Source organism: Pseudomonas sp. DF11, from assembly GCF_058148565.1.
This window is the reverse complement of the sequence record NZ_JBYVYN010000008.1, coordinates 213,355-239,996: the sequence shown is the minus strand read 5'-3', so window position 1 is coordinate 239,996 and position 26,642 is coordinate 213,355. Positions and strand designations below refer to the sequence as shown.

22 protein-coding genes, 1 tRNA gene and 2 pseudogenes are annotated in these 26,642 nt (G+C 55.8%); 13 read left to right on the top strand and 12 right to left on the bottom strand.

From position 1 onward, the window contains the following. Nucleotides 1-162: 162 nt before the first annotated feature. Together AC30D9_RS22865 and AC30D9_RS22860 are read left to right on the top strand one after the other, a co-directional pair. Entirely contained in the window at nt 163-456 is a 294-nt protein-coding gene (locus AC30D9_RS22865; protein ID WP_092458779.1) for a type II toxin-antitoxin system TacA family antitoxin, read from the top strand. Beyond that, on the top strand, nt 447-935 hold the full coding sequence (locus AC30D9_RS22860) for a hypothetical protein (protein WP_092444174.1): 489 nt from the start codon (nt 447-449) through the stop codon (nt 933-935). Before AC30D9_RS22865 ends, AC30D9_RS22860 begins: the two co-directional genes overlap by 10 nt. A 204-nt stretch (nt 936-1,139) precedes the next feature. On the opposite strand, the gene AC30D9_RS22855 is transcribed toward AC30D9_RS22860, so the two are convergent. The 3 genes from AC30D9_RS22855 to AC30D9_RS22845 form a co-directional block, all read right to left on the bottom strand. Next, the gene (locus AC30D9_RS22855; RefSeq protein ID WP_490144890.1) at nt 1,140-1,550 is read right to left on the bottom strand and encodes a hypothetical protein; all 411 of its coding nucleotides are present in this window, start codon (nt 1,548-1,550) and stop codon (nt 1,140-1,142) included. A gap of 1,612 nt (nt 1,551-3,162) precedes the next feature. Beyond that, complete coding sequence (locus AC30D9_RS22850) at nt 3,163-4,443, bottom strand: Y-family DNA polymerase (protein ID WP_490144889.1); 1,281 nt, start codon at nt 4,441-4,443, stop codon at nt 3,163-3,165. After that, a complete protein-coding gene (locus tag AC30D9_RS22845) occupies nt 4,430-4,861 on the bottom strand; it encodes a LexA family protein (protein WP_057452066.1) in 432 nt (143 codons plus the stop codon). Before AC30D9_RS22845 ends, AC30D9_RS22850 begins: the two co-directional genes overlap by 14 nt. A 96-nt stretch (nt 4,862-4,957) precedes the next feature. On the opposite strand from AC30D9_RS22845, the pseudogene AC30D9_RS22840 reads away from it, so the two are divergent. Next, a pseudogene (locus AC30D9_RS22840) lies at nt 4,958-5,275 on the top strand (SOS response-associated peptidase family protein); the annotation flags it as partial. Nucleotides 5,276-5,362: 87 nt separating this feature from the next. Here AC30D9_RS22840 and AC30D9_RS22835 read toward each other — a convergent pair. Together AC30D9_RS22835 and AC30D9_RS22830 are read right to left on the bottom strand one after the other, a co-directional pair. Continuing rightward, complete coding sequence (locus tag AC30D9_RS22835) at nt 5,363-6,163, bottom strand: hypothetical protein (RefSeq protein WP_490144888.1); 801 nt, start codon at nt 6,161-6,163, stop codon at nt 5,363-5,365. A gap of 798 nt (nt 6,164-6,961) precedes the next feature. After that, nucleotides 6,962-7,309 (bottom strand): helix-turn-helix domain-containing protein, encoded by a 348-nt coding sequence (locus tag AC30D9_RS22830; RefSeq protein ID WP_490144887.1) that lies wholly within the window; start codon nt 7,307-7,309, stop codon nt 6,962-6,964. A 102-nt stretch (nt 7,310-7,411) separates the two neighbouring features. Here AC30D9_RS22830 and AC30D9_RS22825 point away from each other — a divergent pair. The 6 genes and pseudogenes from AC30D9_RS22825 to AC30D9_RS22800 form a co-directional block, all read left to right on the top strand. Continuing rightward, nucleotides 7,412-7,606: pseudogene (locus AC30D9_RS22825) on the top strand (DNA-binding protein); the annotation flags it as partial. A gap of 40 nt (nt 7,607-7,646) precedes the next feature. Further along, entirely contained in the window at nt 7,647-7,934 is a 288-nt protein-coding gene (locus tag AC30D9_RS22820) for an Ogr/Delta-like zinc finger protein (protein ID WP_490144886.1), read from the top strand. After that, nucleotides 7,935-8,174, top strand: a complete 240-nt coding sequence (locus AC30D9_RS22815) for a hypothetical protein (protein ID WP_490144885.1) — start codon at nt 7,935-7,937, stop codon at nt 8,172-8,174. Between the two features lie 69 nt (nt 8,175-8,243). Next, nucleotides 8,244-10,964, top strand: a complete 2,721-nt coding sequence (locus AC30D9_RS22810; RefSeq protein WP_490144884.1) for a toprim domain-containing protein — start codon at nt 8,244-8,246, stop codon at nt 10,962-10,964. Between the two features lie 60 nt (nt 10,965-11,024). Continuing rightward, a complete protein-coding gene (locus AC30D9_RS22805) occupies nt 11,025-11,363 on the top strand; it encodes a DUF7673 family protein (protein WP_490144883.1) in 339 nt (112 codons plus the stop codon). Between the two features lie 528 nt (nt 11,364-11,891). Beyond that, on the top strand, nt 11,892-13,058 hold the full coding sequence (locus tag AC30D9_RS22800) for an Arm DNA-binding domain-containing protein (protein ID WP_490144882.1): 1,167 nt from the start codon (nt 11,892-11,894) through the stop codon (nt 13,056-13,058). Between the two features lie 112 nt (nt 13,059-13,170). Here AC30D9_RS22800 and AC30D9_RS22795 read toward each other — a convergent pair whose 3' ends face one another. Continuing rightward, on the bottom strand, nt 13,171-14,874 hold the full coding sequence (locus AC30D9_RS22795; protein ID WP_490144881.1) for an ATP-dependent nuclease: 1,704 nt from the start codon (nt 14,872-14,874) through the stop codon (nt 13,171-13,173). 540 nt (nt 14,875-15,414) lie between these two features. Continuing rightward, nucleotides 15,415-15,504 (bottom strand) — tRNA-Ser (locus AC30D9_RS22790). Between the two features lie 307 nt (nt 15,505-15,811). On the opposite strand from AC30D9_RS22790, the gene AC30D9_RS22785 reads away from it, so the two are divergent. The 3 genes from AC30D9_RS22785 to AC30D9_RS22775 all read left to right on the top strand — a co-directional run bounded on the left by AC30D9_RS22785 (nt 15,812) and on the right by AC30D9_RS22775 (nt 18,913). After that, entirely contained in the window at nt 15,812-16,501 is a 690-nt protein-coding gene (locus tag AC30D9_RS22785; protein WP_109754346.1) for a crotonase/enoyl-CoA hydratase family protein, read from the top strand. A gap of 375 nt (nt 16,502-16,876) precedes the next feature. Continuing rightward, nucleotides 16,877-17,599, top strand: coding sequence for a 1-acylglycerol-3-phosphate O-acyltransferase (locus tag AC30D9_RS22780; protein ID WP_490144880.1), 723 nt, complete (start codon nt 16,877-16,879; stop codon nt 17,597-17,599). Nucleotides 17,600-17,941: 342 nt separating this feature from the next. After that, the gene (locus AC30D9_RS22775; protein WP_092204682.1) at nt 17,942-18,913 is read left to right on the top strand and encodes a magnesium and cobalt transport protein CorA; all 972 of its coding nucleotides are present in this window, start codon (nt 17,942-17,944) and stop codon (nt 18,911-18,913) included. A 183-nt stretch (nt 18,914-19,096) separates the two neighbouring features. Here AC30D9_RS22775 and AC30D9_RS22770 read toward each other — a convergent pair whose 3' ends face one another. From AC30D9_RS22770 to AC30D9_RS22760, 3 genes are all read right to left on the bottom strand, one after another. Then, nucleotides 19,097-19,831: an amidotransferase gene (locus tag AC30D9_RS22770; protein ID WP_307573892.1), complete on the bottom strand. Its 735-nt coding sequence runs from the start codon at nt 19,829-19,831 to the stop codon at nt 19,097-19,099. 89 nt (nt 19,832-19,920) lie between these two features. Further along, nucleotides 19,921-22,065, bottom strand: coding sequence for a 3-hydroxyacyl-CoA dehydrogenase NAD-binding domain-containing protein (locus AC30D9_RS22765; RefSeq protein WP_490144879.1), 2,145 nt, complete (start codon nt 22,063-22,065; stop codon nt 19,921-19,923). 26 nt (nt 22,066-22,091) lie between these two features. Further along, nucleotides 22,092-23,297, bottom strand: coding sequence for an acetyl-CoA C-acetyltransferase (locus AC30D9_RS22760; RefSeq protein WP_134925221.1), 1,206 nt, complete (start codon nt 23,295-23,297; stop codon nt 22,092-22,094). A gap of 610 nt (nt 23,298-23,907) precedes the next feature. Here AC30D9_RS22760 and AC30D9_RS22755 point away from each other — a divergent pair. After that, nucleotides 23,908-24,720, top strand: coding sequence for a c-type cytochrome (locus AC30D9_RS22755; protein WP_490144878.1), 813 nt, complete (start codon nt 23,908-23,910; stop codon nt 24,718-24,720). 162 nt (nt 24,721-24,882) lie between these two features. On the opposite strand, the gene AC30D9_RS22750 is transcribed toward AC30D9_RS22755, so the two are convergent. Together AC30D9_RS22750 and AC30D9_RS22745 are read right to left on the bottom strand one after the other, a co-directional pair. After that, nucleotides 24,883-25,686: a transglutaminase family protein gene (locus AC30D9_RS22750; RefSeq protein ID WP_134925223.1), complete on the bottom strand. Its 804-nt coding sequence runs from the start codon at nt 25,684-25,686 to the stop codon at nt 24,883-24,885. Beyond that, entirely contained in the window at nt 25,683-26,633 is a 951-nt protein-coding gene (locus tag AC30D9_RS22745; RefSeq protein WP_134925224.1) for an alpha-E domain-containing protein, read from the bottom strand. Before AC30D9_RS22745 ends, AC30D9_RS22750 begins: the two co-directional genes overlap by 4 nt. Between the last annotated feature and the right edge of the window lie 9 nt (nt 26,634-26,642).

Sequence of the window (26,642 nt, the reverse complement as noted above, 5' to 3'; positions counted from 1 at the left end):
TACAGCTGGGATAGAATCATCTCAAGGCTACCCTCATGGCCTGAACCTCAACGACCCACCTCACGACCGGAAGGATTCCACAATGAAAATTACAAATTCACCAACCGTACCCTAGTCATAAGGAGAGCGAGGCACTTCCTCAAACCAGCTCATAGGTGAAACATGACTGTAACAATTGAAAGCATTGAAAGATCCAAACCCGTTCCTATCAACATGAGAGCGGACGAAAAAAAACGGAACCTGATCGATCTGGCAGCTGCTATGTCCGGTCGTGATCGAACCAGCTTTATCCTGGAAGCTGCTTGTCAGAAAGCAGAGGAAGTCATCTTGGATAAGCGCCTGTTCCTTCTCGACGACGTTGCATTTGACGCATTTGAACAGGCAATGGAAGCCAACCCGATTCGAGGTAACGAGTGCCTACATCAACTTCTCGAAAGGCCCAAACGGTGGAGCTGAGAGCTCCCGAAAAGCTGAACGACGAACACATCCTGGATGAATTCGATTCTGGCGTGGCGTCGATCAACGATTACCTTCAAAGGCAAGCCCGCAAAGCTCAGGCGGCGAAACAGGCTGTGGTCTATGTGGTCTGCCGCAAGGATACGCCTGTTGTAATGGGCTACTACACCCTATCCAGCGGATCGATCGCCCGGGAAAACGTTGTCCCAAAGAGCCATCAACGCAACTCGCCAAGCGTGCATCCCGTGACACTGTTGGGCCGGATGGGGATCACTTTGGCGGCTCAAGGACAGGGTTTTGCAATTGATCTGCTGCAGGATGCAATCGAGCGGGCGATCACGGCGTCCGCCACCATTGGTTCTACCGCCATGATCGTGCATCCGCTCAATGAGCGGCTATCAGACTTCTATGCCAAATATGCTGGATTTATACCGTGCCCTGGGCTTTCGCCTATAACGTTAATGCTGCCGCTCAGGTAATACGTAGGTCCCGCACTGATGAACTTCATGGATACCTAAGACTAGGGTGTGGTCATTGCGACCACAGCCCCTTTGTTCCAGCTCTACGTGAAATTTCTTAACCTCTGCATAGCCTACCCGGCGGCCACCTCATGGCAGCCCGGACGAGTGCTGCTGGTGTTTTGATACCGGGTCGTCATTCCGACGGGACATTTACACTCGTCTTTAAGCCATAAATGCCAGCACGGGAATAATTTCCTGAGGGGCACGGCCCGTCAGCACGAGGAAGCGCCGCCAAACTCCATAGGGCGGCGCCTTGCTGCCGTCCTTGAACGCCCGGACCCGGCGATCCGAGGACAAACCTAACAGCGTCGCCAGCTTCGCGTCGGTGTTGTACGCAGGAAAATGCGCCTGAAAGTGCCGGAAGTAGGCACCGATCAGATCCCGGTGCGGTGCCTCCCATCCTTCTTGCTCCGTCAACAGGTGGGTACGCGGGTACTGGCTTTCATCCACCTCGGTTTGCCCTGGCAGTCTCGGTGCCTTCAGGTTGGCTTGGAGCTGCGCCACGCCCGCCTTCGTTGCTGCCTCGAACACGAACGCCTGCTGTTCGGTGATACTCGGTAGATCGATGTTCATAAACCACTTCCTTTAGCGCCTGTGAAGCGTCAGGGGCCTTGCGGCCCCCTTTGCTTACCGTGGCGACAGCTCGATACGTCGAACGTCTGAAACACGGATATTGACCAGACTCAACGTCCCGGTGGCTACCCTTTGCCAGTCGCCTCGCTGGTGAATCGCCGCGAGACTGTAGAACAGGTAATCAGGTAACAACAGATCAGTTCGTTCTACCCGTAGCCCGATGTGCTCGGGGTTGTAGCTTCGGGTAGGTTCGCCGCATCGTTGTATTGAGCCCCGCCGTACGATCCAGAAATGTGCCTCGGGAAAGCGCGTGCGGATGGTCGCTACCTCAGAAAGTTTCATCTCGTTCTCCGCCGGCGGCATGACTAGCCCCCTCAGAGTCGAGTGGCTTTCTGCATGCCACCAACGGAATGAATAATAGGCTCATTGAGCCTATTTGAACAATCTTTTTTAGGCTCAACGAGCCTAGACTTGTAACAGCATATCCCCAATTTTATCCATCGCGCATCGCTAGGCTTTTTTACTTCCCTTAATTGCATCTCAGGTTCAGAGCTGATCTCATCGCTCACCCGAATGGATGGCTTTCGATGACTGAGCAGCAGCGGGCGGCTGAGGATGGTGGTTTGCGGACTGGATACGGCCCACCTTGCGGAGGCTTCCAGTACCTGGAACCTCATCGTTAGGCAGATCGCGGGGCGGGGTTGATGGGGCGGTACGGGGCCGCCTCGGACAGAATCAGCGAGCGCAACCCATAACCCAACGCCGCCGACGACAAATGCTTCAGCATTCACAGCTGCTGGCTCATCGGATAATCGCTTGGCGTTTCGTCGAAGCCATAACGCAATAATATATTGTGAAATTAAACGAAGATGTCTATTTATACCGCCGGAATAGTTGCGCAATACCGTGCGCAATGTAATGCGCAACAGTAACCGGAAGGGTTTCCGCAACATTTAAACGGGATGGCGCGCCCGGGCTGATCAAATTCGAGGTACGTATAATTATATCAAACTACCGTTTGTCGGAAATTTGGTGGAGCGCAAGCGATAAGTTCTCTTATATAGTTAACCGTTAACGGTAAACTTTTTTGAGTAACGGACCCGGCGAACCCTTATTTTTCCGGCGGCGGGGCCCGCTTAACTGTCGCGCCCGGGCGCCAGAAACAAAGAAGCCCGGCCTGGGCCGGGCTCTTCGAGCTGAATTTGGTGGTTGCTCTGATCCGAAAAAAACCTGATCATCTGCCCTAACCACCCGATGCAGCTATTCCTCTTTGTACTCGCACTTCAAAGGTTATGGTCTGCAAGATCCTTAGTCAACCAAATTAGGTTGCTTAAAATCGTTAGTTACAGTGTTAGTTATGATTTTTCGGTTCAGCTACCCTGTTATTAATGGTTTGGATTGTCGGCTGGGATGGGGGTTTCGACGTTCGAAACTTTGTCCGTAACGTCAAAGGAGAATAGGCCGTGATTAATACAATCCGGTTTTTACCCGAAGATTTGATCAGGGCCTTACAGGCTGCTTACTGGTCAATTCGTCTGTTCAAAATCCTTCTGCAACCGTAATGCGTTAAAAAAACAGGGGCTTCGGCCCCTGTTTCATTTGGCAACGCTGTTTAATTGCATCTAACAGTCCAAAGTTGATCAAGCCTTGTCGTATAGCTCTGGCTCATCATCTCTCGCCGCATCCCCCAGGCTGGACTGGATGGCACGCTACCGGTGCGCAACGTCCCACGTCCCCAGCGCTGATTGATCTCATCCAGGACGCCCATAACTTTCTCGGCTGTCAGCGGTTGAGATTGGGCGAACAAGTCCTCCGTGAATTCGCCAGGCTGGCGCAGATCCATCAGCAGGATCTCGGCTTTGCTGTATTTGAATCCCGGCCTGAACAGACGATTCACCGCCTCGGTCGCCGCCTTCGTCAGCAACCGAACATCGTTGGTTGGGTAAGGCAGTTCGACCAGTGCGCCGTTGGCATACTTCGCTTCTTCTGGGTTGAACATGCCGGTGCGGATGCTGACGCGGATCTTCTTGCACAACGAGTTTTGCGCTCGCAGTTTTTCCGCCGCCTGGTGGACGTAGGTAGCCACCGCTTCCTTGATCGGCTCTATAGTCGTCAGGCGCTTTCCGAACATGCGGCTACTGCAGATCTCCTGCTTGGGCGGATCGGCCTCGGAAAGCTCCAGGCATGAGGTGCCGGCCAGCTCGCGGGCGGTCTTCTCGATCACCACGCTGAATTTCTGTCGAAGCATCCAGGGGTCGGCTTTCGCCAGATCCATTGCCGTCTTGATGCCCAGGCCTTCGAGGTGGACCTTCATCCGCCGGCCCACACCCCACACCTCGCTCACGTCGGTGTTGCGCAGCACCCAGTCTCGCTTGACCTGGTCGCAGATATCCACGACGCCACCGGTGTGGGCCTGAAGGCGTTTGGCGGTGTGGTTCGCGAGCTTGGCCAGGGTCTTTGTGGGAGCGATGCCGACGCCCACCGGAATGCCGGTGCGCTTGTGAACCGCGGCGCGAATGGTGCGACCGAACGCCGTTAGATCGCCGCGAATACCTGTCAGGTCGGCAAAGGCCTCGTCGATGCTGTACACCTCTACGGCCGGCACCATGGATTCGATGATGGTCATTACGCGTTCGCTCATGTCGCCGTATAGAGCGTAATTACTGCTAAACACCTGGACGCCGTTGCGGCGCAGCATGTCCTTTATCTGGAAGTATGGCGCTCCCATCTTCACAAAGGGCTTCGCGTCGTAGCTGCGTGCAATGACGCAGCCGTCGTTGTTGCTCAACACAACGATGGGGGTCTTCGCCAGGTCCGGCCGGAAGACGCGCTCGCAACTGGCATAGAAGCTGTTGCAGTCGATCAGCGCAAAGACTTGCTCACGGTTTGCCATGGTCACGCACGCTGTAGGTCACCACACCCCAGATAATCAGCTCGTCGCCCTCCATCACGTAGCGCGGCGGGTACTTGCTGTTCGCGGATAACAGGATGATTGTGTTGTCACGCATGTGCAGGCGCTTGCAGATAGGCTCGGAGTTGAGCCCGGCTATGACGATATCGCCATGCTCGGCCGTCAGGCTGCGATTGACGACCACCAGGTCCCCGCAAAATATGCCGGCGCCCTGCATGCTTTCGCCCTCGATCTTTGCCAGGTAGACGTGTGGGGCTCGGATCTCGAACAGCTCGTCCAGGGAGATATGCTTTTCGATGTGGTCGGCTGCCGGCGAAGGAAAACCCGCAGGAATCTGGAACGAATACAGCGGGAGCTTTTCGCCCCCTTCCAACAGCGGGCCAAGGATGGTGACACTCATGACGCGAACTCAACGTAAGTAACTGTATGTACATACAGTAAACGCGGCGTTGTACACGCGGTCAATTGGTGTATAGGAAATTCGACGGGTGACACCATGTGTGGACGCTATTCGATTTACGAGCCGATCGATCACTACCTGAGAGAGCTGGGCTCACAGCAACTGGTGATCAACGGCTATGACCTTTGGGCCATCGATCGGTACAACGTGGCGCCCACGACTCGCGTCGAGATCATCCGGCCGGCGGCCGGTGGGTTGAACATCGATAAGGTGCGGTGGGGATGGTCACCGTTCTGGGCGAAGGGCAAGAGGCCCGACCCGATCAACGCCCGTGTAGAAACGGTTACCACGGGGAATTTCTTCAAACAACTTTGGCCGACCGGGCGAGCCCTCGCACCCGCCAATGGCTGGTTCCTGCCGGATTGAAAAAACAAAAAACTCCCAAGCCACTAGGATTGGGAGTTTTGTTTGGAATGCTATCCAGTATTCCTAGGGCCTCTATCAACCTAAACGACGATCATTGATCATTGTTTGAAGCGAGGTCATTGATAGCTCTGAGCGCCCCTGTAAAGCGTCACGGTAGACAGCCAGCATGCGCTCGAAATACTCCCATGAAAGACCAACGGTACTGATACCGGCCGTCCGCCGAAGGCGTCGAGGGTCCTTCGCCCACACGAACAAATCAGCCATTTGATTCACTTGTTGGAAATTGATGTCGAAGCCATCAAATTTCAACGGGATCCCCAACCTATCACCAAGCCTCATTACAAACTCAAACTCAGAATAATTTTGATCTTCAGCGATATCCAAGCAGGCTTCGACATCAAGAAACATTGAGACTATATCGACAACATCCGAGAATTTGCGATTCGTCTCAGTATTAGGTTTGCTATTTAACACCGCAGAAGTGGTCGCGTATTTGAACCCCCAATTGAGAGATTCCACATTTTTACTATCCAGCTCAAAAAACCAGAAATATTTTTGAAGATAAACATGACGGAGCAGCTCTCCGAAAGAGACACTCGGACGCTGTCCATTTTGGCTAGCTGTGGCAGACGACCGGCCATCTTGGACCGCTTGCGGATGAAGTTGAAAATACAGCATCAGTCGGTCCGCTAGAGACAGCTCAACAGGCGAACGCTCACCATCGTTTTTCATGTCCTCAATGCCCTTGGCAATGAGCATTCGAGCTACATCGGAGCGGCTCAGGGTATAAGGAGGGTTGACCGTGACACGAATAGCGTCGAGTTCCTCCAGCTGCTGTTGAGCGATTCGAATTTCGAGCCTGCTATCTTTTTCCATGGAAACCTCATTAGTGATCGGCGCGACGCTGCCGAGGCGTCCAAGCGGCCTAGTAAACCGGCCCAGCTTCAAAGCACACAACGAAATCCGGCTACGTACGGCAAGATCCGTACAATCTCGACAGCAAACGTACACCAATCGCGACGGCGAAGCAATCGTCGTTGCCAGTAATTGGAGGTTTTTCGCATTAGCCGTTATAGGTCCGCGTAACCGCACCCCCTTGGCTCAAAACTAAGCGCAGACACGAGATAAACGACTAGGATCAGGTCGATTGGGGGATTTTTGGGGAGTGCATCGATGAGGTGAATTGGAAAAATGACGACCGACGTACTCGGTCGGGCCCTCTTCGTCTCCAGGCTTGGAGCGCCCCCTAGAGACCGCACGGGACCGCCTCGGTAGCTTCGAGTTGGAGAAGTCGCAGGCAACGACGGAAACGGACTCTGTCATAACAAGTGTTATGTTATTGGAAGTGGCAAAGGGGTTTATTCAACCCCCACGGCAAAGGAGCCTCTGTTTCACTGCGATATAGTTTAGGAAGCGCATGCCAAGGCCTTTGCAACATGCCTTATATAACCTTGATCTGTATCAGACAACTCCCGATACCAGGTAAGAAGATTCCACTCATCTCGTGTTAGCTCAGAATTTTCGCGGTCGCTCTTCTCCACGCCAATGTTCTTTTTCTCATCCTGATCCAACATGCCCACTACTCCATTAAGTGCATTGCGTACGCAACGTTACTTAGGCGTGTGGGAAATCAAAACCGAAATCCATCGTAACGAATCGTTTAAATACAACTAGTTATTTCTCAACGCCGGAAACACCGGGGGCGTCAGCCATTGCGCTGATGATTCGATGCACAGCTTTTTGGTCATAGTCAGACAAGGTCCTGAACTGGTGCAGCAGCATTTCTTCGGCCTCGTTCAAGCCTTCGAGCACACCTTGCGTCCGCCTTCCAGTCAAGACGTACTGCACATCGACACCGGCCTTGAGCACCGCTGTGAGGTAGACGGAATCGGGGTTTCGCTCTCCTTTCTCATAGCTGCCTTGAGTATTGCGGGTGATGCCACCCAGTTGCGCAAAGGCCTCCTGGTTGAGCCTAAGCCGCGTCCGTTCTTCACGCAAGCGTTCACCCACGCCAATGTCCATGTCATTTTCAGATGCACAACTTTTCAAACTTTCACCCTTTACAGGCACAAATCCTTGGGCATAATTGCACCAAATCAACACGGATGCCCACGAATGGACACTATGCCCGCCCCTCTCACACCCGAGCAAGCCCGAGCGGTGCTTGATCGAAAAGGTCTCAGCATTGCAGAGTTCTCTCGTCAGAACGCGCTGAACAGCAACCTGGTCAGCGACCTGCTGAATGGCCGGAAGAAAGGACGCCGCGGCGAAGCCCATCGGGCGGCGGTGTTACTGGGCATCAAGCTCGGCACTGTGTCGGCAACCGTCACTCCATCAGCCCTCGCGCAAGGACGCCGCCGTGAGCACATACAAATTGGTCTGCCCTCATTGCCAATCACGGATGCGCATACGCACCAGTGAAGGCACACATATTTTTCTTCGCATTGCTTACTTGCAGTGCACTAACGAGGCTTGCGGTTGGTCTGTTCGCGCCGAGTTTGAAATGACGCACGAGATGAGCCCCAGCGGGATGGCCAACCCATCGGTCAAGTTGCCTTTGGCAGATATCGCGCTACGTCGTGAGGCGATGACAACGAATGTCGCTCAACTCGAACTGTTACCCCCACTCAAGGATGGAGCGGACTGAATGAACGATACCCAGCCTATTTCGCTTGATTACCGCAGCAGCATGCAACAGGCCGCCCTCGCCTATTTGGCTCGACATCAGGCAGAACATCTAGCTGATGGCGATCAATTGTTCAAAAACTGCGTCCACCATCTGATCGTTGCCCTTGAGGTGCCGTCCGGCATTGCGACGAAATTGGCGCAGTTAGCCTGGACTGAGCATCACGCAGCGTCAGGCCTCAACCACTCCACCACGCTTTAACCCTTAATCAATGGCTCAACCCTACTCGACCGTAGGGCTGGGCTTGTATTGCCCATCAGTTGGTGCGACATGGAACAGTCAGAAACGCTACGGGCTGAAGTGCTTCAGCGGCTCAAGAACGATTACGGATTCAAGGCGCGGCTGAGCGATGTCTATTGGCGCGGTGGTAAGTGCCCAGCCTGTGGACAAAAAGAGCTGTATACCCGTGTTTCGAAACCGTGGCTGATCATTTGCGGCCGCAAGAGCAAATGTGCGCAGCGTTGGCACGTTAAGGAGCTGTATGAGGATCTGTTCGATGACTGGAGCCGTCGAGCGCCCTCTTGCGATCAATATCCCAACGCCACAGCTCGAGCTTATCTGGAATTCGCCCGGGGGTTTCGGCTTGAGCTGATTCAGGGTTGGTTCACCCAGGAGTCCTACTATTCCCGCGAGCTGAACGAAGGCAGCACCACGGTCCGCTTCGCCCTGGAAAAAGGGGGGTATTGGGAACGGCTGATCGATCGTCCGCACCGCTTCGGCAAGATGAAAGCTCGGTTCAAACCTGGCGATAGTCCTCGCGGCGTTTGGTGGTGTCCGCCTTGCGTCGAATTGCTGGAGGTCGCCGAACTGTGGATTGTCGAGGGGATCTTCGACGCTATCGCTCTGGTGCATAACGGCATTGCCGCGGTGTCGTCTATGTCATCCAACGCCTTTCCCGAAGAGTCATTGAGAGAGCTGGCACGACTGCGCGGCGGCAAAGTGCCCAAGTTGGTTTGGGCGCTGGACAACGAGCCCGGCGCGCACAAGTACACCAAGCAATGGGTGCGGCAAGCCCGTGCCTTGGGCTATGAATGCGAAGCAGTGCAGATCCCTCAGCCTGACAGCCGCAAGGTTGATTGGAATGACCTGCATCAGCGCTGGGCCTTCATTGATGACGGGCCCCAGCGTACCGAGCAAATCGAAAAAGACCTGGCTACCGCCCGCTATCATGGCTCGCTTCTGATCGCCGAAAGCGCGACCGAGAAAGGCGTGCTGATGTACGAATGGCGCGAGCGCTACGAGTTTCACTTCGCGTTTGAGAGCCGGTTGTACTGGTTCAAGATGGACCTGGAGAAATTCAACAAGGCCATGCAGGCGTTAGAGTCTTCGGAGCGCCATGAAGACCAGTTGCTTAACGATAAACAACGACGTGACAAGGCATTGCGCCAATGCGGTGGGGTTGTCGAAATCGCCAACTGCTATCCCCAGGCGCTGTACTTCCAACGCAACGAGGTCACTGACGAGTCTTGGTACTACTTCCGCGTGGACTTCCCTCACGACGGCGGTAGCGTAAAGAACACCTTCACAGGCGGCCAGGTCGCTGCCGCCAGCGAGTTCAAGAAGCGCTTGCTCAGCATGGCTGCCGGCGCGGTGTTCACCGGCAGTGGGAAGCAGCTCGACAAGATCATGAAAGATCAGCTCTATGGGCTGAAAACTGTAGAGACCATCGATTACGTGGGCTACAGCAAGGAGCACGGTGCCTATGTGTTCGGTGATATTGCCGTGCGCAATGGCATCGTCAGCCAGGTCAACAAAGAAGACTTTTTTGAGTTCGACAAGCTACGGCTCAAGACGCTGCAGAAGTCGATTGCGATGCACATCCAGCGTGATGCCAAGCACTACCGCAACGACTGGTTGCCCATGCTTTGGACATGTTTTGGTGCCAAGGGAATCGTCGCGCTGGCGTTCTGGTTTGGCTCGCTGTTCGCCGAACAGATTCGCGCACAGTACAAGTCGTTTCCCTTCCTGGAAGTCACGGGCGAGGCCGGTGCCGGCAAAACAACGCTGCTGACTTTTCTCTGGAAGCTCCTGGGCCGAGAGCACGAAGGTTTCGATCCGTCGAAATCAACACGTGCTGGCCGCCAGCGGGCCATGGGTCAAGTTTCCAATATGCCGGTGGTGTTGATCGAGGGCGACCGCAACGAGCCGGATAAAGCGCATGCCAAGGGCTTTGACTGGGACGAGCTGAAAGACTTCTTTGGCGGCGGCACCCTCGGCACCCGGGGCATGAAAACCAGTGGTAACGAAACCTACGAACCGCCGTTTCGGGGTGTCATCGCCATTAGCCAGAACGCCGACGTCAGCGCCTCGGAAGCGATCCTGACCCGGATTATCAAAACTCACTTTGCTCGCCCAGCAGTGACCACTGAGAGTCGTGCTGCCGCGGATAACCTGAACCTGATCCCGGTGGAACAGCTCAGTCACTTTCTGCTGATGGCCGTGCGAGCTGAAGCCCAGGTCATGGCGAAGTTTGCCGAACGTGTGGCGGTGCATGAGCAGCGTCTGCGCCAGCTCAAGGAGATCCGTGTCGAGCGGATCATCAAGAACCACAGCCAGATCATGGCGCTGGTGGACTGCCTTTGTTTGATCTGTCCGCTGGATGAAAACCAGCGTGTCACTACCCATCAGGCCTTGACCGGCATGGCTCTGGAACGTCAGTCGGCGATCAATGCTGACCATCCTTTGGTTGCCGAGTTTTGGGACGTCTACGAGTACCTGGAAAGCCTCGGCGAAGGGCCGCAGGTCAATCACAGCATCGACCCGAAACTCATCGCCATCAACCTCAACGACTTCGCCGAAAAAGCCAGCGATCACCGACAGAGCCTCGCGGATCTCAAGACCTTGCGCACGCTGTTGGTCAATAGCCGCAGCCGCAAGCTGCTGGAGGTCAACAAGGCCACCTATAGCGCCGTTCGAGCGGCCCAGGCAGCCAATAACGCGATGGCTAAGAAATCCACCACCGTGCGTTGCTGGACCTTCCAGAACGCCTAAGCAGCACCGTTTGTAACCACCAGGCGCGCAACGCCTGGACAACATGAAAGGAGCCACACCATGTCACCAGATCGAATCATAGAAGCGTTCGACGAAATTTTTCGATACGAGAAAGCCCTTCCTGCTATTCGCCTGGCAGGTATTGAGGCGCTACACCGATTGATGCCCGTCGCTCAAGGTTACTCGGGACAGAGTGGTGTCATAGGGCGCTTCTTGCTCGGGCTTTACAACGGCCAGGAGTACCCCTTCGACATGACCGAACTGCGTCGACTCGATGCGGCCCTTTTCGATGACTGCATCTCCGTTTTGCGGCTCGATAACACGACCGAACGAGAGGTGCATCGGTACTTAGAGAACGGTGATGCGATTTGGGAGGAGCTGCGGAATCGATGGATATGAAAAAAGGAACGAAGTCGTAGCAATCATCATGCAAGACCAGGACAAGGCCTGAAAGATGGTGTCGAGGAGCGGCAACTCCCCGACACCGACCACTACTAAGGAGCAGCACCATGCAAGCACGGAACCCAAGCAGCAGCGCCAGGGAGACTAGCACGAACACGCTGGAACTCGATGATGACGTTTCCTACGTTGCCCTAACCAAGACATGCGTCGACTTCATGGAGTTGGCGCGATGAACAATGGCAAATCCTTTCCTTGGAATCTCGACCTGACGGGGTTCTGCGACCAATGCGGGAAATATCGCGCCCACGGCAACCATTACAAGTGCAGTAAGGCCCGGCAGGCCATTAACGAGCGGCGTCGGGCCGAAGAAGCACGATCCGGTGTCAACCCCAGACCTAAGAAGAGTGCCAGTGTTTGGTGGCTACTTCGCCAAGAGTGATCCTTAACAGAGAACCCGAAAACAAACGCAATACGGAAAGGCCCGTCAATGGGCCCTTCCTTGATACGTTGCAAAAGGGGAAGCACATGACACACGGAGTGGAGGCTCGAGGCAATTCCATACGAGTCTATTTTCATTTTAATGGGAAGCGGTACCGGGAGCCTATACCGGGTGGAAATACGGCAGCCAACCGGGAGCAAGCGCAGCGCCTGGTGAATATCATCGAATACGAGATCCAGGCCGGCACCTTCAACTACAGCCGGCATTTCCCTAACTCAGCCAACCTGGTTGAGAACACCTTCGGTCACTACCTAGATCTGTGGCTGAAGATCAAAAGCAACAGCGTAGCCGCTACGTCTTATCGCGGTTATGCCAATAAGGCCGAGGTCCATGTCCGGCCGCGCTGGGGCAAGGTGCAGATCGATCAAATTGATCATTTGGATTTGCAGGAATGGGTGCAGGACACGCTGTCGACGCGGCTGAAGAATAAGACTATTCGGGACATCATCAGCAATGTGCGACAGGTCTTTAGGCTTTACCGGACTCGCAAGAAGGTTGCACATGATCCGACTGAGGGGCTATTTGTGCGCCTGCCGGATCCTGAAGCACCGGACCCATTCACCAGGGCGGAGATCAAGCAGATCCTTGAGACGCCGACGCATCGCGTGCAAGAACTGTTGATGATTCAGTTCATGATTTGGGCGGGGCCGCGGGTATCGGAAACGATTGCGTTGGCTTGGGAGGACGTCGATTTGCAGCATGGGACGGTGACGTTTCGCCGCTCCAAGGTGCGTGGCGCCTATCGAGTAACGAAAACCCGGCGCTCGACTCGGAAGGTGCGGCTTCTGGAGCCAGCGTGGGATGCGCTACGCAAGATCGATGCGATGAATCCGGCTAAGAAAGCGCAGACGGTCGATATCGTTGAGCGGGACAATAAGACAGTACGACAGCATAAGTTGCACTTTGTGTTTCTGAACACCAAAAGCGGTCTGCCGCACGTGAGTGACTTCGTTGTGCGAGATCGTTTTTTCAAAGCTCACTTGAACGCGGCCGAGGTTCGCTATCGTGGGCCTGGTCAATGCCGACACACGTACGCTAGTCAGCTTCTGACAACAGGTATTGCCTCAATCGATTGGATCGCCGAGCAGATGGGACATACCAACGGAAACATGATCCGTCAGCATTACGGGACATGGATCAACGAGGATGGACCCGACGTGGTGGGGATGTTGCAACTCGCATTGAAAATTTAGTCCTGTAGACCCTACATCTATAATCCAAGTTCAATGTCCGAAACAATCATTCACCCGAGCTAGCGGGCTGAGCGTAGGGGACTTCCCCATACCTTAGCCCGCGCACCCGCACTTATACATCTAACAATTTTTTGAACTCATCGCAACTCAATGCTTTTGAAATAGTCAATATCTTATTGGGATCTTCTTTTAATTCCATCTGCGCGAAGTTTTTAACTTTACCCAACAACTCTTTACCAGGAGTGAGTTGCTCACCGTATTGACCGTACCATTCATCAACGAGCTTATTTACAACCGCTATGTCTTGCTGACCTGCTCTATTCAAACTTAGATCTTTACGATATCTTAAGATAAAATTCGAAAGCTTTCGCTTAGTTTCACCTTCAAGCTCAGCTATAAATTGTTTATATTTTTCTTCTGCCCTCTCCAATGAAACGCCATATACTTCATGCATATGTAATGGCGTGCAAAAATACGACTCAATCTCCTGAAACTTGGTCATGAAAAAAATCAGATCATTTTTTTGACAGTCATCAATTAATTTTAACAGATCTCTATCGCCATCTACCCTTTGATCTCGATCAATGTGTACAATTACTTTCACTATCGGAATCTGCTTCCGAACAAAACCTTGAAGTATTTTTGCAAAATCTACTTTCGTACAGCCTTCATATGAATGCAGTACAAATTCATCCTCACTCAAACCGTTAGCAAGTAAAAATTTTCTCAGAAAATCTTTTTTCTCATCGATGTCATCGACTTTATCCTCTGTCACGACAATGTATTTTAAGGCCTTCTTCGAAAACAGATAGTCTGCATCTGCCGCGCCGATATCTAATAAGATCTTGCTACCTTTGACATCTTGGAAAACAGTACCATCCTGAAAATGAACGACATTTGCTTTATCTTCTAAAGCGTCCAATATATATCTTGAGTGCGTTGAAAAAACAACCCTTAAATCGGGGTTATCATTAGCACGTCTAGAAAGCTCTTTGGCTAGTAGCTTTTGTTTGGTGGGATGTATATGAGAATCCGGTTCATCCAGCAAAATTACCCTGGGATTGAAATATTCTATATATGCAAAGATTTGAATTACCTGAAGCAGTCCAGTACCGACAGAATCCAAAGGTAATTCAAGATTGCCATCAAATACAAAAACATGAATAAATTCTGATTTATGCTCATCAAACTTCGCAAGAACATCAATATTGGGATAAATACAATTCACCGAACCCTTGAACGAACTCCATCTTTCTGCCTCCTTACTTATGGAATATAAAATATTTCTCAGGTAATTATTACTATCACCGCGAGTGGCAGATTTCTTAACCGTAATAGCTACTTCGTACTTTTCTTGCGTAGGAACGCCAGCAATTCCTGGTACATATACACAATAAGGCTTCTCGATGTCGCTTAGCTTTTCTCCCAAATCTCGCCCACTCAGACTCGTTGTAAAACCACCATTTTTTCCTTTTGATATTTTTAGCGTTGAAGTCTTACCATCGGAAAGTATGAACTCAATCCAGCTCCTAGCTTGCTTTGTTCGAGACCCCGTCAGTCGCTTCCCATGATAAAGATACTCAATATTATTGGTTGGAGTATAAAGATACTCGCTTGAGTCTAACGAGAGAGTTTTGATGCCTTTCCCCCACACCCCACCTTTAAGACTTAAAGTCTGACAACCCGAAATAGCGAATTGAATCCCTTGTATAAAGCTGCTTTTCCCAGAGTTATTTGCACCAATGAAAATATTTAGCGACGCCAAAGTGACAGCCACATCATCAATCTTTTTAAATTTCTTAATCCGAATATCCATATAATCTCAGCTCTGCACTGTTTTGTTAAATTGGCTGCGCGCCTATCTTAACCGCACTCAATATATTATTTACCTAAACAGGCCTGTCGGTAGTCCCGACACCGAGATCGGCTAGCTTGTTTAGGGAAAGCGCAATTATGATGACGCGGAGGCCGAATACTCAGCTCAAGCTCATGGGCGACCTTTTCTTCAGGAGTGAGGGCCTTCGTGGACAACACAGCGCTAGTCACCTCACTGCTCACCTTCGTACCACAATTAGGGCAGTCAATGCTTTCACGCTCCTTACCTCCAGGAAACGTGCCACTCAGGTAAACGACTTTGAACAGCTCAGTACAGCTCGGACAGGCATATACAGTCATGGCAACCCCCTCTAAGTGATGGCCAATTGTATGCACACCTAGACAGGAATTGGGATGCTGCTTTTGGATTGAAAACCATCAGCTGTCCCATAACTGTCCCATATCACCCTTTTTCCAGACGCCAAAAACCACAAACCCCCGACTTTCTCTAGGAAAATCAGGGGTTTGTGTTTGCAGAATGTGGCGGTGAAGGAGAGATTCGAACTCTCGATACAGTTTCCTGTATACACACTTTCCAGGCGTGCTCCTTAAGCCACTCGGACACTTCACCGTATCTCGGCAAACTGTTCAGTCTGTCGAGGCGCGCTAATGTAGTCGAAAGCTTTTCCGATGGCAAAGGTTTTTTTCAGAATTTTCATGTGGTTAAGGTGGTCGGGCATTTCAAACGCCTCGGAGCATGGCAAATCGGCCAATCTCTGGGTTTGTGTCTGCACTGCACTATAGATGAAGGCATGGCCGGTTGGGCGGGCCAGGTTGTTTGTGGGGCCTTGGGCTGACCGGTGAGTCAGTCACGGCGCTTTACCTGGCCTGCGACGGTGGGTAACGTCGGCGTCACTTCTCTTACAAGGAATAGCGTCATGAGCGACTTGATTGCCTACCATCTCGAAGACGGTATCGCGACCCTGACCTTGAACAACGGCAAGGTCAATGCCATCTCGCCGGATGTGATTGCCGCGTTCAACGCTGCGCTGGACCAGGCGACGGCGGATCGGGCGGTGGTGATCATTACCGGGCAGCCGGGGATTTTGTCCGGTGGTTACGATCTGAAAGTGATGACCGCCGGTCCCAAGGAAGCGGTGAGCCTGGTCACCGCTGGCTCGACGCTGGCCCGTCGCCTGTTGTCGCACCCCTTCCCTGTCGTTGTCGCGTGCCCCGGGCATGCGGTGGCCAAGGGTGCGTTCCTGCTGCTGTCGGCGGACTACCGCATCGGTGTGGAAGGACCGTTCAGCATCGGCCTGAACGAAGTGCAGATCGGCATGACCATGCACCACGCCGGTATCGAGCTGGCCCGTGATCGCCTGCGCAAGTCGGCGTTTCATCGCTCGGTGATCAATGCCGAGATGTTCAACCCGCAGAGCGCGGTGGATGCCGGTTTCCTCGACAAAGTGGTGTCGGCCGAAGAACTGCAGGGCGCAGCCCTGGAAGCGGCGCGTCAGTTGAAGAAAATCAACATGACCGCCCACAAGAACACCAAGCTGAAGGTTCGCAAGGCCCTGCTGGAAACGCTGGACAGCGCGATTTTGCTGGATCAGGAGCATATGGGCTGACGCTCCCTGGTCACTCAAGGCTTACACGGATCACCGTGGCGAGGGAGCTTGCTCCCGCTCGGCTGCGCCGTAGTCGTAAAAAACTGCATGCCGCTTTTTCATGATGCACTGCGGCGTGTGGTTTTGGGGCTGCTGCGCAGCCCAGCGGGAGCAAGCTCCCTCGCCACGGGGTAGTGACCTTCCTTAAACCCTCAGCACTGGGCATTTTTCCTACACGCCCCGTTTAGAAGTCCGCAACCGCTCTAGGCCGCTTCTGTCGCGCCATGTGGAAACATGCGCTTAAACATCGTCCATTTCCTACCTCTATAGGGGCAATTGCCGAAAACAGTGCACATCCGTACACTGCGCCACCTTTTGTCCCGATGGGGCCTGTAGATGCTGTTTGTATTGCGTATGTCGTTGATGGGCCTGCATTTTGTCCTGGCTGGCGTGCTCGGGGTGATTCTGGGCCTGTGCCGGCCGTTCAATCCGGACAACAGCCGTTTATGCGCAAGGTTGTACGCATTGCCGGCGATGTACATTTTGCGTTTGCGGGTCCGGGCGCAGGTCGACACGCTGGTGGACAAGCCCAACGGCTGCGTCATCATCGCCAACCACCAATCCAACTATGACCTGTTCATGTTCGGCAACGTGGTGCCGCGCCGGACCGTGTGCATCGGCAAGAAGAGCCTGAAATGGGTGCCACTGTTCGGACAATTGTTCTGGCTGGCGGGCAACGTGTTGATCGACCGCGGCAACGCGATCAAGGCACGAAAGTCGATGTTGACCACCACCCATACCTTGCAGCATGAGGACACCTCGATCTGGGTTTTCCCGGAAGGCACGCGCAACCTGGGCGAGGACCTGCTGCCGTTCAAGAAAGGCGCATTCCAGATGGCAATAGCCGCCGGGGTGCCGATTATTCCGGTGTGCGTCAGCAGCTACATCAAGCATATGCGCCTCAATCGCTGGCGCAGCGGTGACATCCTCATACGCTCATTGCCGGCAATTCCTACAGCCGGGTTGAGCATGGATGACATGCCCCGGCTCATCGCCCAATGCCGTGAGCAGATGCGCGAGTGCATCGCGACAATGGACCGGCAGTTGCAAGTCGCTTGAATGGAAAACCCGCCCCTCGGCGTAATGCTGTTTACTTAAGAAGGTAGATGAACCTGTGGCGAGGGGATTTATCCCCGTTGGGCTGCGCAGCAGCCCTGACCCCGGTCGCCGCAGATCCAGGTGAATTGCATTCAAGCTTTTGGGGCCGCTACGCAGCCCAACGGGGATAAATCCCCTCGCCACAATGAATCAGGCACGCCTTAAGTGAACAGCATTGCGCCCCTCGGCGGGTTTTCTTTTACCGCCGAACTCCGCGGATTTTGCTGACTCTCAAACTACAGGGCGCGTTAAGCTGGACGCTCCCTGTCACTGCCATTTTCCAATAAGAAGTGAACCACCATTATGGGTAGAGTCGTTGCTGCTGCGGTCTACAGCGCCGGAAAGAAAGTCACCAATATCACCCTCGACGAAGGCAGTGCCTGGGCTGCCAAACCTGGTCATTTTGTGTGGATCGGTCTCGAAGAACCCAGCGCCCTGGAGCTGACCAACCTGCAGCGTCAATTCAACCTGCATGAATTGGCGATCGAAGACGCCATGGAAAAACACAGCCGGCCCAAGCTGGAGACCTTTGGCGATGCGCTGTTTATTGTCACGTATTCGCCGATACGCAAGGACGGCAAGCTGCAGTTCATCGAAACCCATATCTTTGCTGGCAAGGGTTACATCATCACGGCTCGCAACGGGCACTCAGCGTCCTACGCCCACGTCCGGCAACGCTGTGAGGCACGTCCTCTCTTGCTGAAACACGGGGAAGATTTCGTCCTCTACGCCATCCTCGATTTCGTGATTGAAAACTACCAGCCCATGGGAGAAGCCATTCACGCCGAGATCGATGAGCTGGAGCGCAACGTCATGTGCAGCTCCCTTAACGAGCGGGATATCCAGAACCTGCACAGCTTGCGCCGCGACGTGTTGCGCCTGCGTCGCTACGCGGCGCCGATGGTGGAGATCAGTGAAGAGTTGCAGAGGTTGGACTTCCCCTTCATCGACAAGAACATGAGCCCGTATTTCCGCGATGTGCAGATTCATGTCACGCGGCAAATGGAAGACCTGGCGACCCTGGCCGACATCGCCAGCCAGACCATCGAAGTCGGCGTGCTGCTCGAAGCGTCGCGCCAGAGCGTAGTGCAGCGCAAGTTCGCGGCTTGGGCGGCGATCCTGGCGTTTCCCACGGCCGTGGCCGGGATCTATGGGATGAACTTCCAGGACATGCCGGAGTTGAGTTGGCAATACGGCTATTTTGCCGTGCTGGGGGTCATTGCGGTGGGATGCTCCTCGTTGTGGTGGAGCTTCAAGCGATCGGGGTGGTTGTAGGCAAACAATGGGATTTGTGTGGGATTCATCGCGAGCAGGCTCGCTCCCACAAAAGGTAACTCCCAATCCGAAACAACTGTGGGAGCGAGCCTGCTCGCGATGACGGCGGCCCATCCAACATCAACGCCAACTGATCCACCGCTATCGCGAGCAGGCTCGCTCCCACATTTAGATCTCAGTGAATTAACCTTGGCTGGTCTCGGCCTGTGGTTTGTGAGCAACGAAACGCATCATCCACTCCGCCACCGTGGTGCCATGATGCTCGTGGGCGAGGCTCGCCACGCCCTGGCTGTAGATCTGCTCGCCGAGGTGTTGCTGGCGAATCTCCAGCAAGGCCCGGGAGTAATCGTGGATGAATTCCGGATGGCCCTGGAAGCACAGCACCTGGTCGTTGATGTGGTAGGCGGCGAACGGGCAGAAATCGCTGGAGGCGATCACGGTCGCGCTTTCGGGTAGTTCGGTGACCTGGTCCTGATGGCTGATCAACAAGGTCAGTTCTTCCATCACCGGGTTCATCCAAGGCGCCTTGGCGGCGAGTTTGTAGCGATGGGTGCCGACACCCCAGCCTTGAGTGGCGCGTTCAGTCTTGCCGCCCAGCAACAACGCCAACAATTGATGACCAAAGCACACGCCCAGCAACTTATCGCCACGCCGGTAGCGCTCCAGCAGGTAGGTCTTGAGGGTTTGAATCCAAGGGTCGGTGCCGAAGGAGTCCGCCTTGCTGCCGGTCACCAGATAAGCGTCGAACTGCTCGTCATCGCTGGGGTAGTGCCCCTCCATCACGTTGTACACGACGAATTCGGCCGCAATGGGCTGTTGTGAAAACAGGCGCTGGAACATCTGCCCGTAACCCTGATATTGGTCGACCAGTTCCGGACGCAGGATATCGGTTTCCAGAATGCAGATGCGTAGCGACATAAAAAATACCTGACACGATGACGGGAATATTGCACACCCCAGAGCCTGCCCTGAAACACGGTTCCAAGGCAAGCCCCTGCCCGGGTCTGTTAGAAAAGTTCATGCCTGGCGGCTTTCTCCAACAATAGGGCCGGCGGTGAGAAGCGCTCGCCGTATTGCTCGGCCAGATACTGGGCGCGGCCGACAAAGTCCTGCAAGCCGTATTGATTGATGAATTGCAGCGCACCGCCGGTCCAGGCCGCGAAGCCGATGCCGAAGATCGAGCCGACGTTGGCATCGGCCGTCGACGTCAGCACGCCCTCCTCCACGCAGCGCACGGTTTCCAGGGCCTGGATGAACAGCAGGCGATCACGGATATCCTGCGGGGAAATCTGCCCACCGGCTTTCTCGAAGCGGCTCTTGAGCAGCGGCCACAAGTACTTTTGCCCATTGGCCGGATAATCATAGAAACCGGCGCCAGCGGCCTTGCCGGGGCGTTTGTATTCGTTGAGCAGCAAGTCAATCACGGCGAACGCCGGATGCTCTATCGGCGTTTTCCCTTCTGCGCGCAGGTCCTTGGCGGTTTGCGCGCGGATATGGCTCATCAGGCTGAGGGAAACTTCGTCAGAGATCGCCAGTGGCCCGACCGGCATCCCGGCCTTGCGCGCTTCGGTCTCGATCATCGGCGCGCTCACGCCCTCGCCGAGCATGGCGATCCCTTCATTGGTAAAGGTGCCGAATACCCGGGACGTAAAGAAACCGCGACTGTCGTTGACCACAATCGGCGTCTTGTTGATCTGCAGGACAAAATCAAAACCCCGGGCCAGGGTCGCGTCACTGGTGCGCGGGCCCTTGATGATCTCCACCAGGGGCATTTTTTCCACCGGGCTGAAAAAGTGCAGGCCGATGAACTTCGTCGGGTCAGGCACGGCCATGGCCAGGCCGGTGATCGGCAAGGTCGAGGTGTTGGAGGCGATCACCGCATCCTGTCCTGCCACTGCCTGGGCGGCGGCCGACACGCTGGCTTTCAGGGCGCGATCTTCAAACACCGCTTCGATGATCAGGTCGCAACCGGCCAGGTCCATGTCGCTGTCGGTGGTGTGAATCCGCGCCAGCGTGGCTTCGCGCTGCTCGGCGGTGAGTCGGCCACGGGCGACTTGTTTATCCAGCAACGCCGCCGAGCGAGCCTTGCCCTTTTCGGCGGCTGCCAGGTCGACATCCTTGAGTACCACGGCAACGCCGGCCACGGCGCTGACATAGGCGATACCCGCCCCCATCATGCCCGCGCCAAGCACGCCGACTTTTTTCGTCAGATAAGGCGCAAAACCCTGTGGGCGAGAACGTCCGGCCTTGATCTCGTTGAGCTGGAACCAGAAGGTGCCGATCAGGTTCTTCGCCACCTGGCCGGTGGTCAGTTCGGTGAAGTAGCGGGTTTCGATCAGTTGCGCGGTATCGAAATCAACCTGGGCGCCCTCCACCGCTGCGCAGAGGATTTTCTCCGGCGCCGGCAAACAGCCCTGGGTCTTGTTGCGCAGGATCGAGGGGGCGATCGCCAACATTTGCCCGACTTTCGGGTCGGATGGCGTGCCGCCCGGCAGTCGATAGCCCTTTGCATCCCAGGGCTGCACGACGCTGGGGTTGGCAAGAATCCAGGCCCGGGACTTGGCCAGCAGTTCATCACGATCCTTGGCCAGCTCATCGATCAAACCGGCCTGCAGCGCTTGTTGCGCATTGACCTTTTTACCCTCGAGCAGATACGGCAAGGCCTTTTCCAAACCGAGCAGGCGCACCATCCGCACCACCCCACCGCCGCCCGGCAACAGGCCAAGAGTGACCTCCGGCAAACCGAGCTGCACCGATGGCAGGTCCAGCGCCACACGACGATGGCAGGCCAGGCAGATTTCCCAACCACCGCCGAGGGCAGCGCCATTGATGGCCGCCACCACGGGCTTGCCCAAGGTTTCCAAGGCACGCAATTGCGCCTTGAGCAACAGGACCATGTCGTAGAAAGCCTTGGCCTCGGACTTGTCGACCTTGACCAGTTCGTTGAGGTCGCCGCCCGCGAAGAAAGTGTGCTTGGCCGAGGTGATGATCACACCGGCAATCGAATCCTTTTCTGCCTGCAAACGGGCGACGCAGGCGGCCATGGCCTCACGGTACACCGCGTTCATGGTGTTGGCGCTCTGGCCCGGCATGTCCAGGGTCAGGATGACGATCCGGTCCTGGCCGATTTCGTAACGGATGGCATCGGTCATGAATAAGTGTTCCTTGAAGTCGGGGCTCAGAGGCGTTCGATGACGGTGGCAATGCCCATGCCGCCGCCGACACAGAGGGTCGCCAGGCCATAGCGCAGGCGACGCGCTTCCAACTCGTCGAGCAACGTGCCAAGGATCGCGCAGCCCGTGGCACCCAAGGGATGTCCCAGGGCGATGGAGCCACCGTTGACGTTGACCTTGGCGGGGTCGATGGCCATGTCCTTGATGAACTTGAGCACCACCGAGGCGAAGGCTTCGTTGACTTCGAACAGGTCGATGTCCTCGACCCGCAGCCCGGCCTTGGCCAGGGCCTTGCGGGTGGCCGGCGCCGGGCCGGTGAGCATGATGGTCGGGTCGGTGCTGGTGACGGCCGTGGCGACGATCCGTGCCCGGGGTTGCAGGCCCATGGCGCGCCCCTTGGCTTCGGAACCGATCAGCATCAGCGCCGCACCGTCGACGATGCCGGAACTGTTGCCTGGCGTGTGCACATGATTGATCCGTTCGACATGGCTATAGACCCGCAGCGCCGTACCATCGAAGCCCATTTGGCCCATGGTTTCGAAACTCGGCTTGAGCTTGCCCAAGCCTTCTAGGGTGGAGTCGGCGCGAATGAATTCGTCGTGGTCCAGCAGCACGATGCCATTCTGGTCCCGTACGGCGACCAGGGATTTAGCGAACGAGCCGTCGGCTCGGGCGCGCGCCGCTTTTTGCTGGGAGTGCAGCGCGTAGCGGTCGACATCCTCGCGGCTGAAGCCTTCCAGGGTGGCGATCAGGTCGGCGCCGATGCCCTGGGGAATGAAGTGACCGTGCAGGTTGGACTGCGGGTCCAACGCCCATGCGCCGCCATCGCTGCCCATGGGCACCCGGGACATGGATTCGACACCGCCCGCCACCACCAGGTCTTCGAACCCGGAACGCACCTTCATGGCCGCCAGGTTCACCGCCTCCAGGCCCGAGGCGCAAAACCGATTGAGTTGCACCCCCGCCACACTGACATCCCAATTAGCCACCAATGCAGCGGTCTTGGCGATATCAGCCCCCTGCTCGCCCACTGGTGTCACGCACCCAAGCACGATGTCGTCGACCTGGCTGGTGTCCAGGTCCATGCGCTGCTGCAAGGCGCCAAGCAAGCCCCCCATCAGGTTCACCGGCTTGACGCTGTGCAAGGCGCCATCGGCCTTGCCCTTGCCGCGGGGCGTGCGTAATGCGTCGAAAATCAAAGCTTGGGTCATGACATCCTCGAAACCACGGGCGTAATGCGATGCCCTCAACCATAAGCCCAGCGGCGCCGGATTCAATGACCACAGCGCTCAATGGCGTTGACGGCCACGCTCAGACGAACGGTAGCGAGCTATCGGGTTAACCGATTCAGGAAGGCAAGCTGTCTAGCAAAAGGGCCGGCAGGAAGATGGCAATAGGCCTCATAGCTCTTTTAGAGCAATGCGCACCAAACTGATACGAATTGGATCTAAGCCAAGGCCGCCGCGGCCCCTAATGTAATCCTTGTACAAGAAAGTCGTCGGGTTTTGCCGAGGCGCTTGTCGGACAGGAAGTGCAACGCCAGTCGCCACGGATATGCAGGCTGGCTTTTAGGAAATAACAATAAAGGCGGGTCAGCCATGTTCAAACATTCGAAAGTTCGCCAAGCCGGACTCATTCTCTTCGCCACGACGCTGCTGTTGATTTTGCCGAATATCACCAAGGTGATTGGCTGAATCCTGAGCGCAGGCATCTGCATCATCCATTAGCTGTATCGCCAAAAAAATGTGACGGGGTCGCTGTTCGAGTTGCGATGGCTGTGCCAACCTTTGCGGCACCCCCTCGACATGGAAGGCGATCGACTTGAAAGCTCTCATCGTGTTCGGGGCGTTGCTGTTCAGCACGCCCCTTTACGCCGCGCAACTGGTGCTGGAGTTGGGCGCGGGCTCGCGCACCTGGCAAACCGAAGAACTGCTCAAGCACCCGGACGCTCAAACGGTCCGGATCACAGATGACGTTTCCTACAAGAAACCCATGAGTTATCGAGCCGTGCCGCTGACGACGTTATTGACGGGCGTTCAAGCGGACGATCATCTGCAAGCCGTTGCCCTGGATGGCTTCGCTGCCGAAATGCCCGCGGCGCCGTTACTCAACAAGAGCGGGGCTCGGGCCTGGCTGGCGATCGAGGACCCGGCCAAGCCCTGGCTACCGTTGGCGGAAGGCAAGCACAGCGCCGGGCCTTTCTACCTGGTCTGGACCGATCCGCAGGCTGGCCATATCAGCCCGGAACAATGGCCCTACGCAGTGGCGACCATCAAACGCCTATCGGCCGTGGCCGACCGCTTCCCGGCCCTGCTGCCGGCGCCCAACCTGGCCAAGGACGACCCGATCAACAAAGGTTTCGAACTGTTCCAGAAAAACTGCCTGGCGTGCCATCGACTCAACGGCGCGGGCGACGCACAGTTCGGCCCGGACCTGAACATCCCCTTCAATCCAACCGAGTACTTCTCCGGGGATTTCCTCAAACGCTACATTCGCGACCCGCAAGGCCTGCGTCACTGGCCTCAGGGCAAGATGCCCGGGTTCTCGGCAGCGGTGCTGCCGGATTCAGAGCTGGATTTGCTGGTGGGTTATTTGAAGCATATGGCGGGGCGCAAGCAGCCATTGGCCCCGTAAGATTGCTTTTTTTGTGGCGAGGGGATTACCTCGTTGGGCTGCGAAGCGGCCCCCAAACCAGACAACTCGGTGTGCCAGCAAGATTGAGTTCACTGCTTTAGGGCTGCTACGCAGCCCAGCGGGGATAAATCCCCTCGCCACAAAAGCTCGCTCACCAAGCGGTTATTGTTGTTGCACGGTGATCACCGGCGCCGGTGTCACGACCAGCTTGGCGTGCATCTGCTCATAACCGCCGCCGCGACGCATGCCACGCACCGGGCAAGCGTCCAGGTAGTCCAGGCCCACGGCCAGCTTCAGGTGTCGCTCCGGACGGGCCAGCTGGTTGGTCACGTCGAAACTGTACCAGGCGTCGTCAAGCCAGGCTTCTGCCCAGGCATGGCTTGCCAGGTGCTCGCTCTCTTCGCTGAACAGATACCCCGACACATACCGCGCCGGCACTCCCAGGCTACGAGCGCAGGCCAGGAATGCGTGGGTGTGATCCTGGCACACCCCGCTACGCCCGGCAAAAGCCTGGGCCGCGCTGGTTTCGACTGCCGTAGTGCCCGGGGTGTAGATCATGTGCTGGTTCAGCCCGTGCATCAGGTCGATCAGCGCCGTGCGATCGCGACGTTGCTGGCAGTGCTGGTCGGCGAAAGCGCGAAGGGCCTCGTCCGCCTCGGTCAGCCGAGTGAAGCGCAGGAACGGCAGCGCTGACTGGCTCTCGTGCTCGGCTTCGCGAGACGGGTCGATATCCACCTGTCCGCGGGCACCAATGATGACCGTTTCGTGGGGCTCGTCCAGGGTCAGCACGTGAAGGATGTTGCCGAACGGATCCAGTTGCGCCCGCACCGGCCGTGGTAAATCGAGCTGCCAGCTCAGCACATGCTGGCGTTCGCTGTCGTGGGGCGTCAGGCGCAGGTACTGGATGCTGGCGCGAACCTGATCTTCGTAGTGGTAGGCCGTTTCGTGGCTGATCGAGAGTCTCATATGACCTCCAGGTAGGAACTGTGGATGGCATTGCCCAGTTCACGGACCAGTGGGATGAATTCGGTGAGCCAGGCATGCAGGCCCCCGTCGAGGATTTCGTTGATACCGGTGTAGCGCAGGCGTGCGTCCATTTCCGCCGCCAGCCGTTGTGCCTGCCGGCCGTTGGTGCCCGGCAGGCTCGCGAGGATCTGGTTGATTTCTTCGGTACAGGCGCGCAGCGAACGCGGCACGTCGGCGCGCAACAGCAGCAACTCAGCCACATGGCGAGCGCCCGGGGCCTCGCGGTAGATCTCGGTATAGGCCTCGAAGGACGACAAGGCCCGCAACAAGGCGCTCCATTGGTAATACGCGTGGGCCGTGCCATCGCTGACCGCGTCGGCCTGGTCACCGGCCATTTCGTAACGGGCATCGAGCAAGCGCAAGGTGTTGTCAGCCCTTTCGATGAAAGTCCCCAGGCGAATGAACCTGAATGCATCGTTGCGCATGATGGTGCCGTAGGTTGCGCCGCGAAACAGGTGGGAGCGCTCCTTGATCCACTCGCAGAAACGGCTCATGCCGTAGCGATTCAAGCCTTGCTCGGCAATACCACGAATTTCCAGCCAGGTGGCGTTGATGTTTTCCCACATGTCGGCAGTGATTCGCCCACGTACCGCATGGGCACTGGCTCGCGCGGAGCCGAGGCAACTGTAGATGCTGGCTGGATTGGCCGCGTCGAGGGCAAAGAAATGCAGCAGGCGCTCGGCGTGCAGATCGCCGTGTCGCTCCCGATAATCATCCAGCGTGCCGGTGATCAGCAATGGCATGGCCAACTCGTGCAGGCCATCTCCACGCCCGTCCTGGGGCATCAGCGACAACGAATAGCTGACGTCGAGCATCCGCGCGAGGTTTTCCGCACGCTCCAGGTAGCGCGACATCCAGTACAGGTCCGAGGCGGTTCTACTTAGCATGGCAGCTCC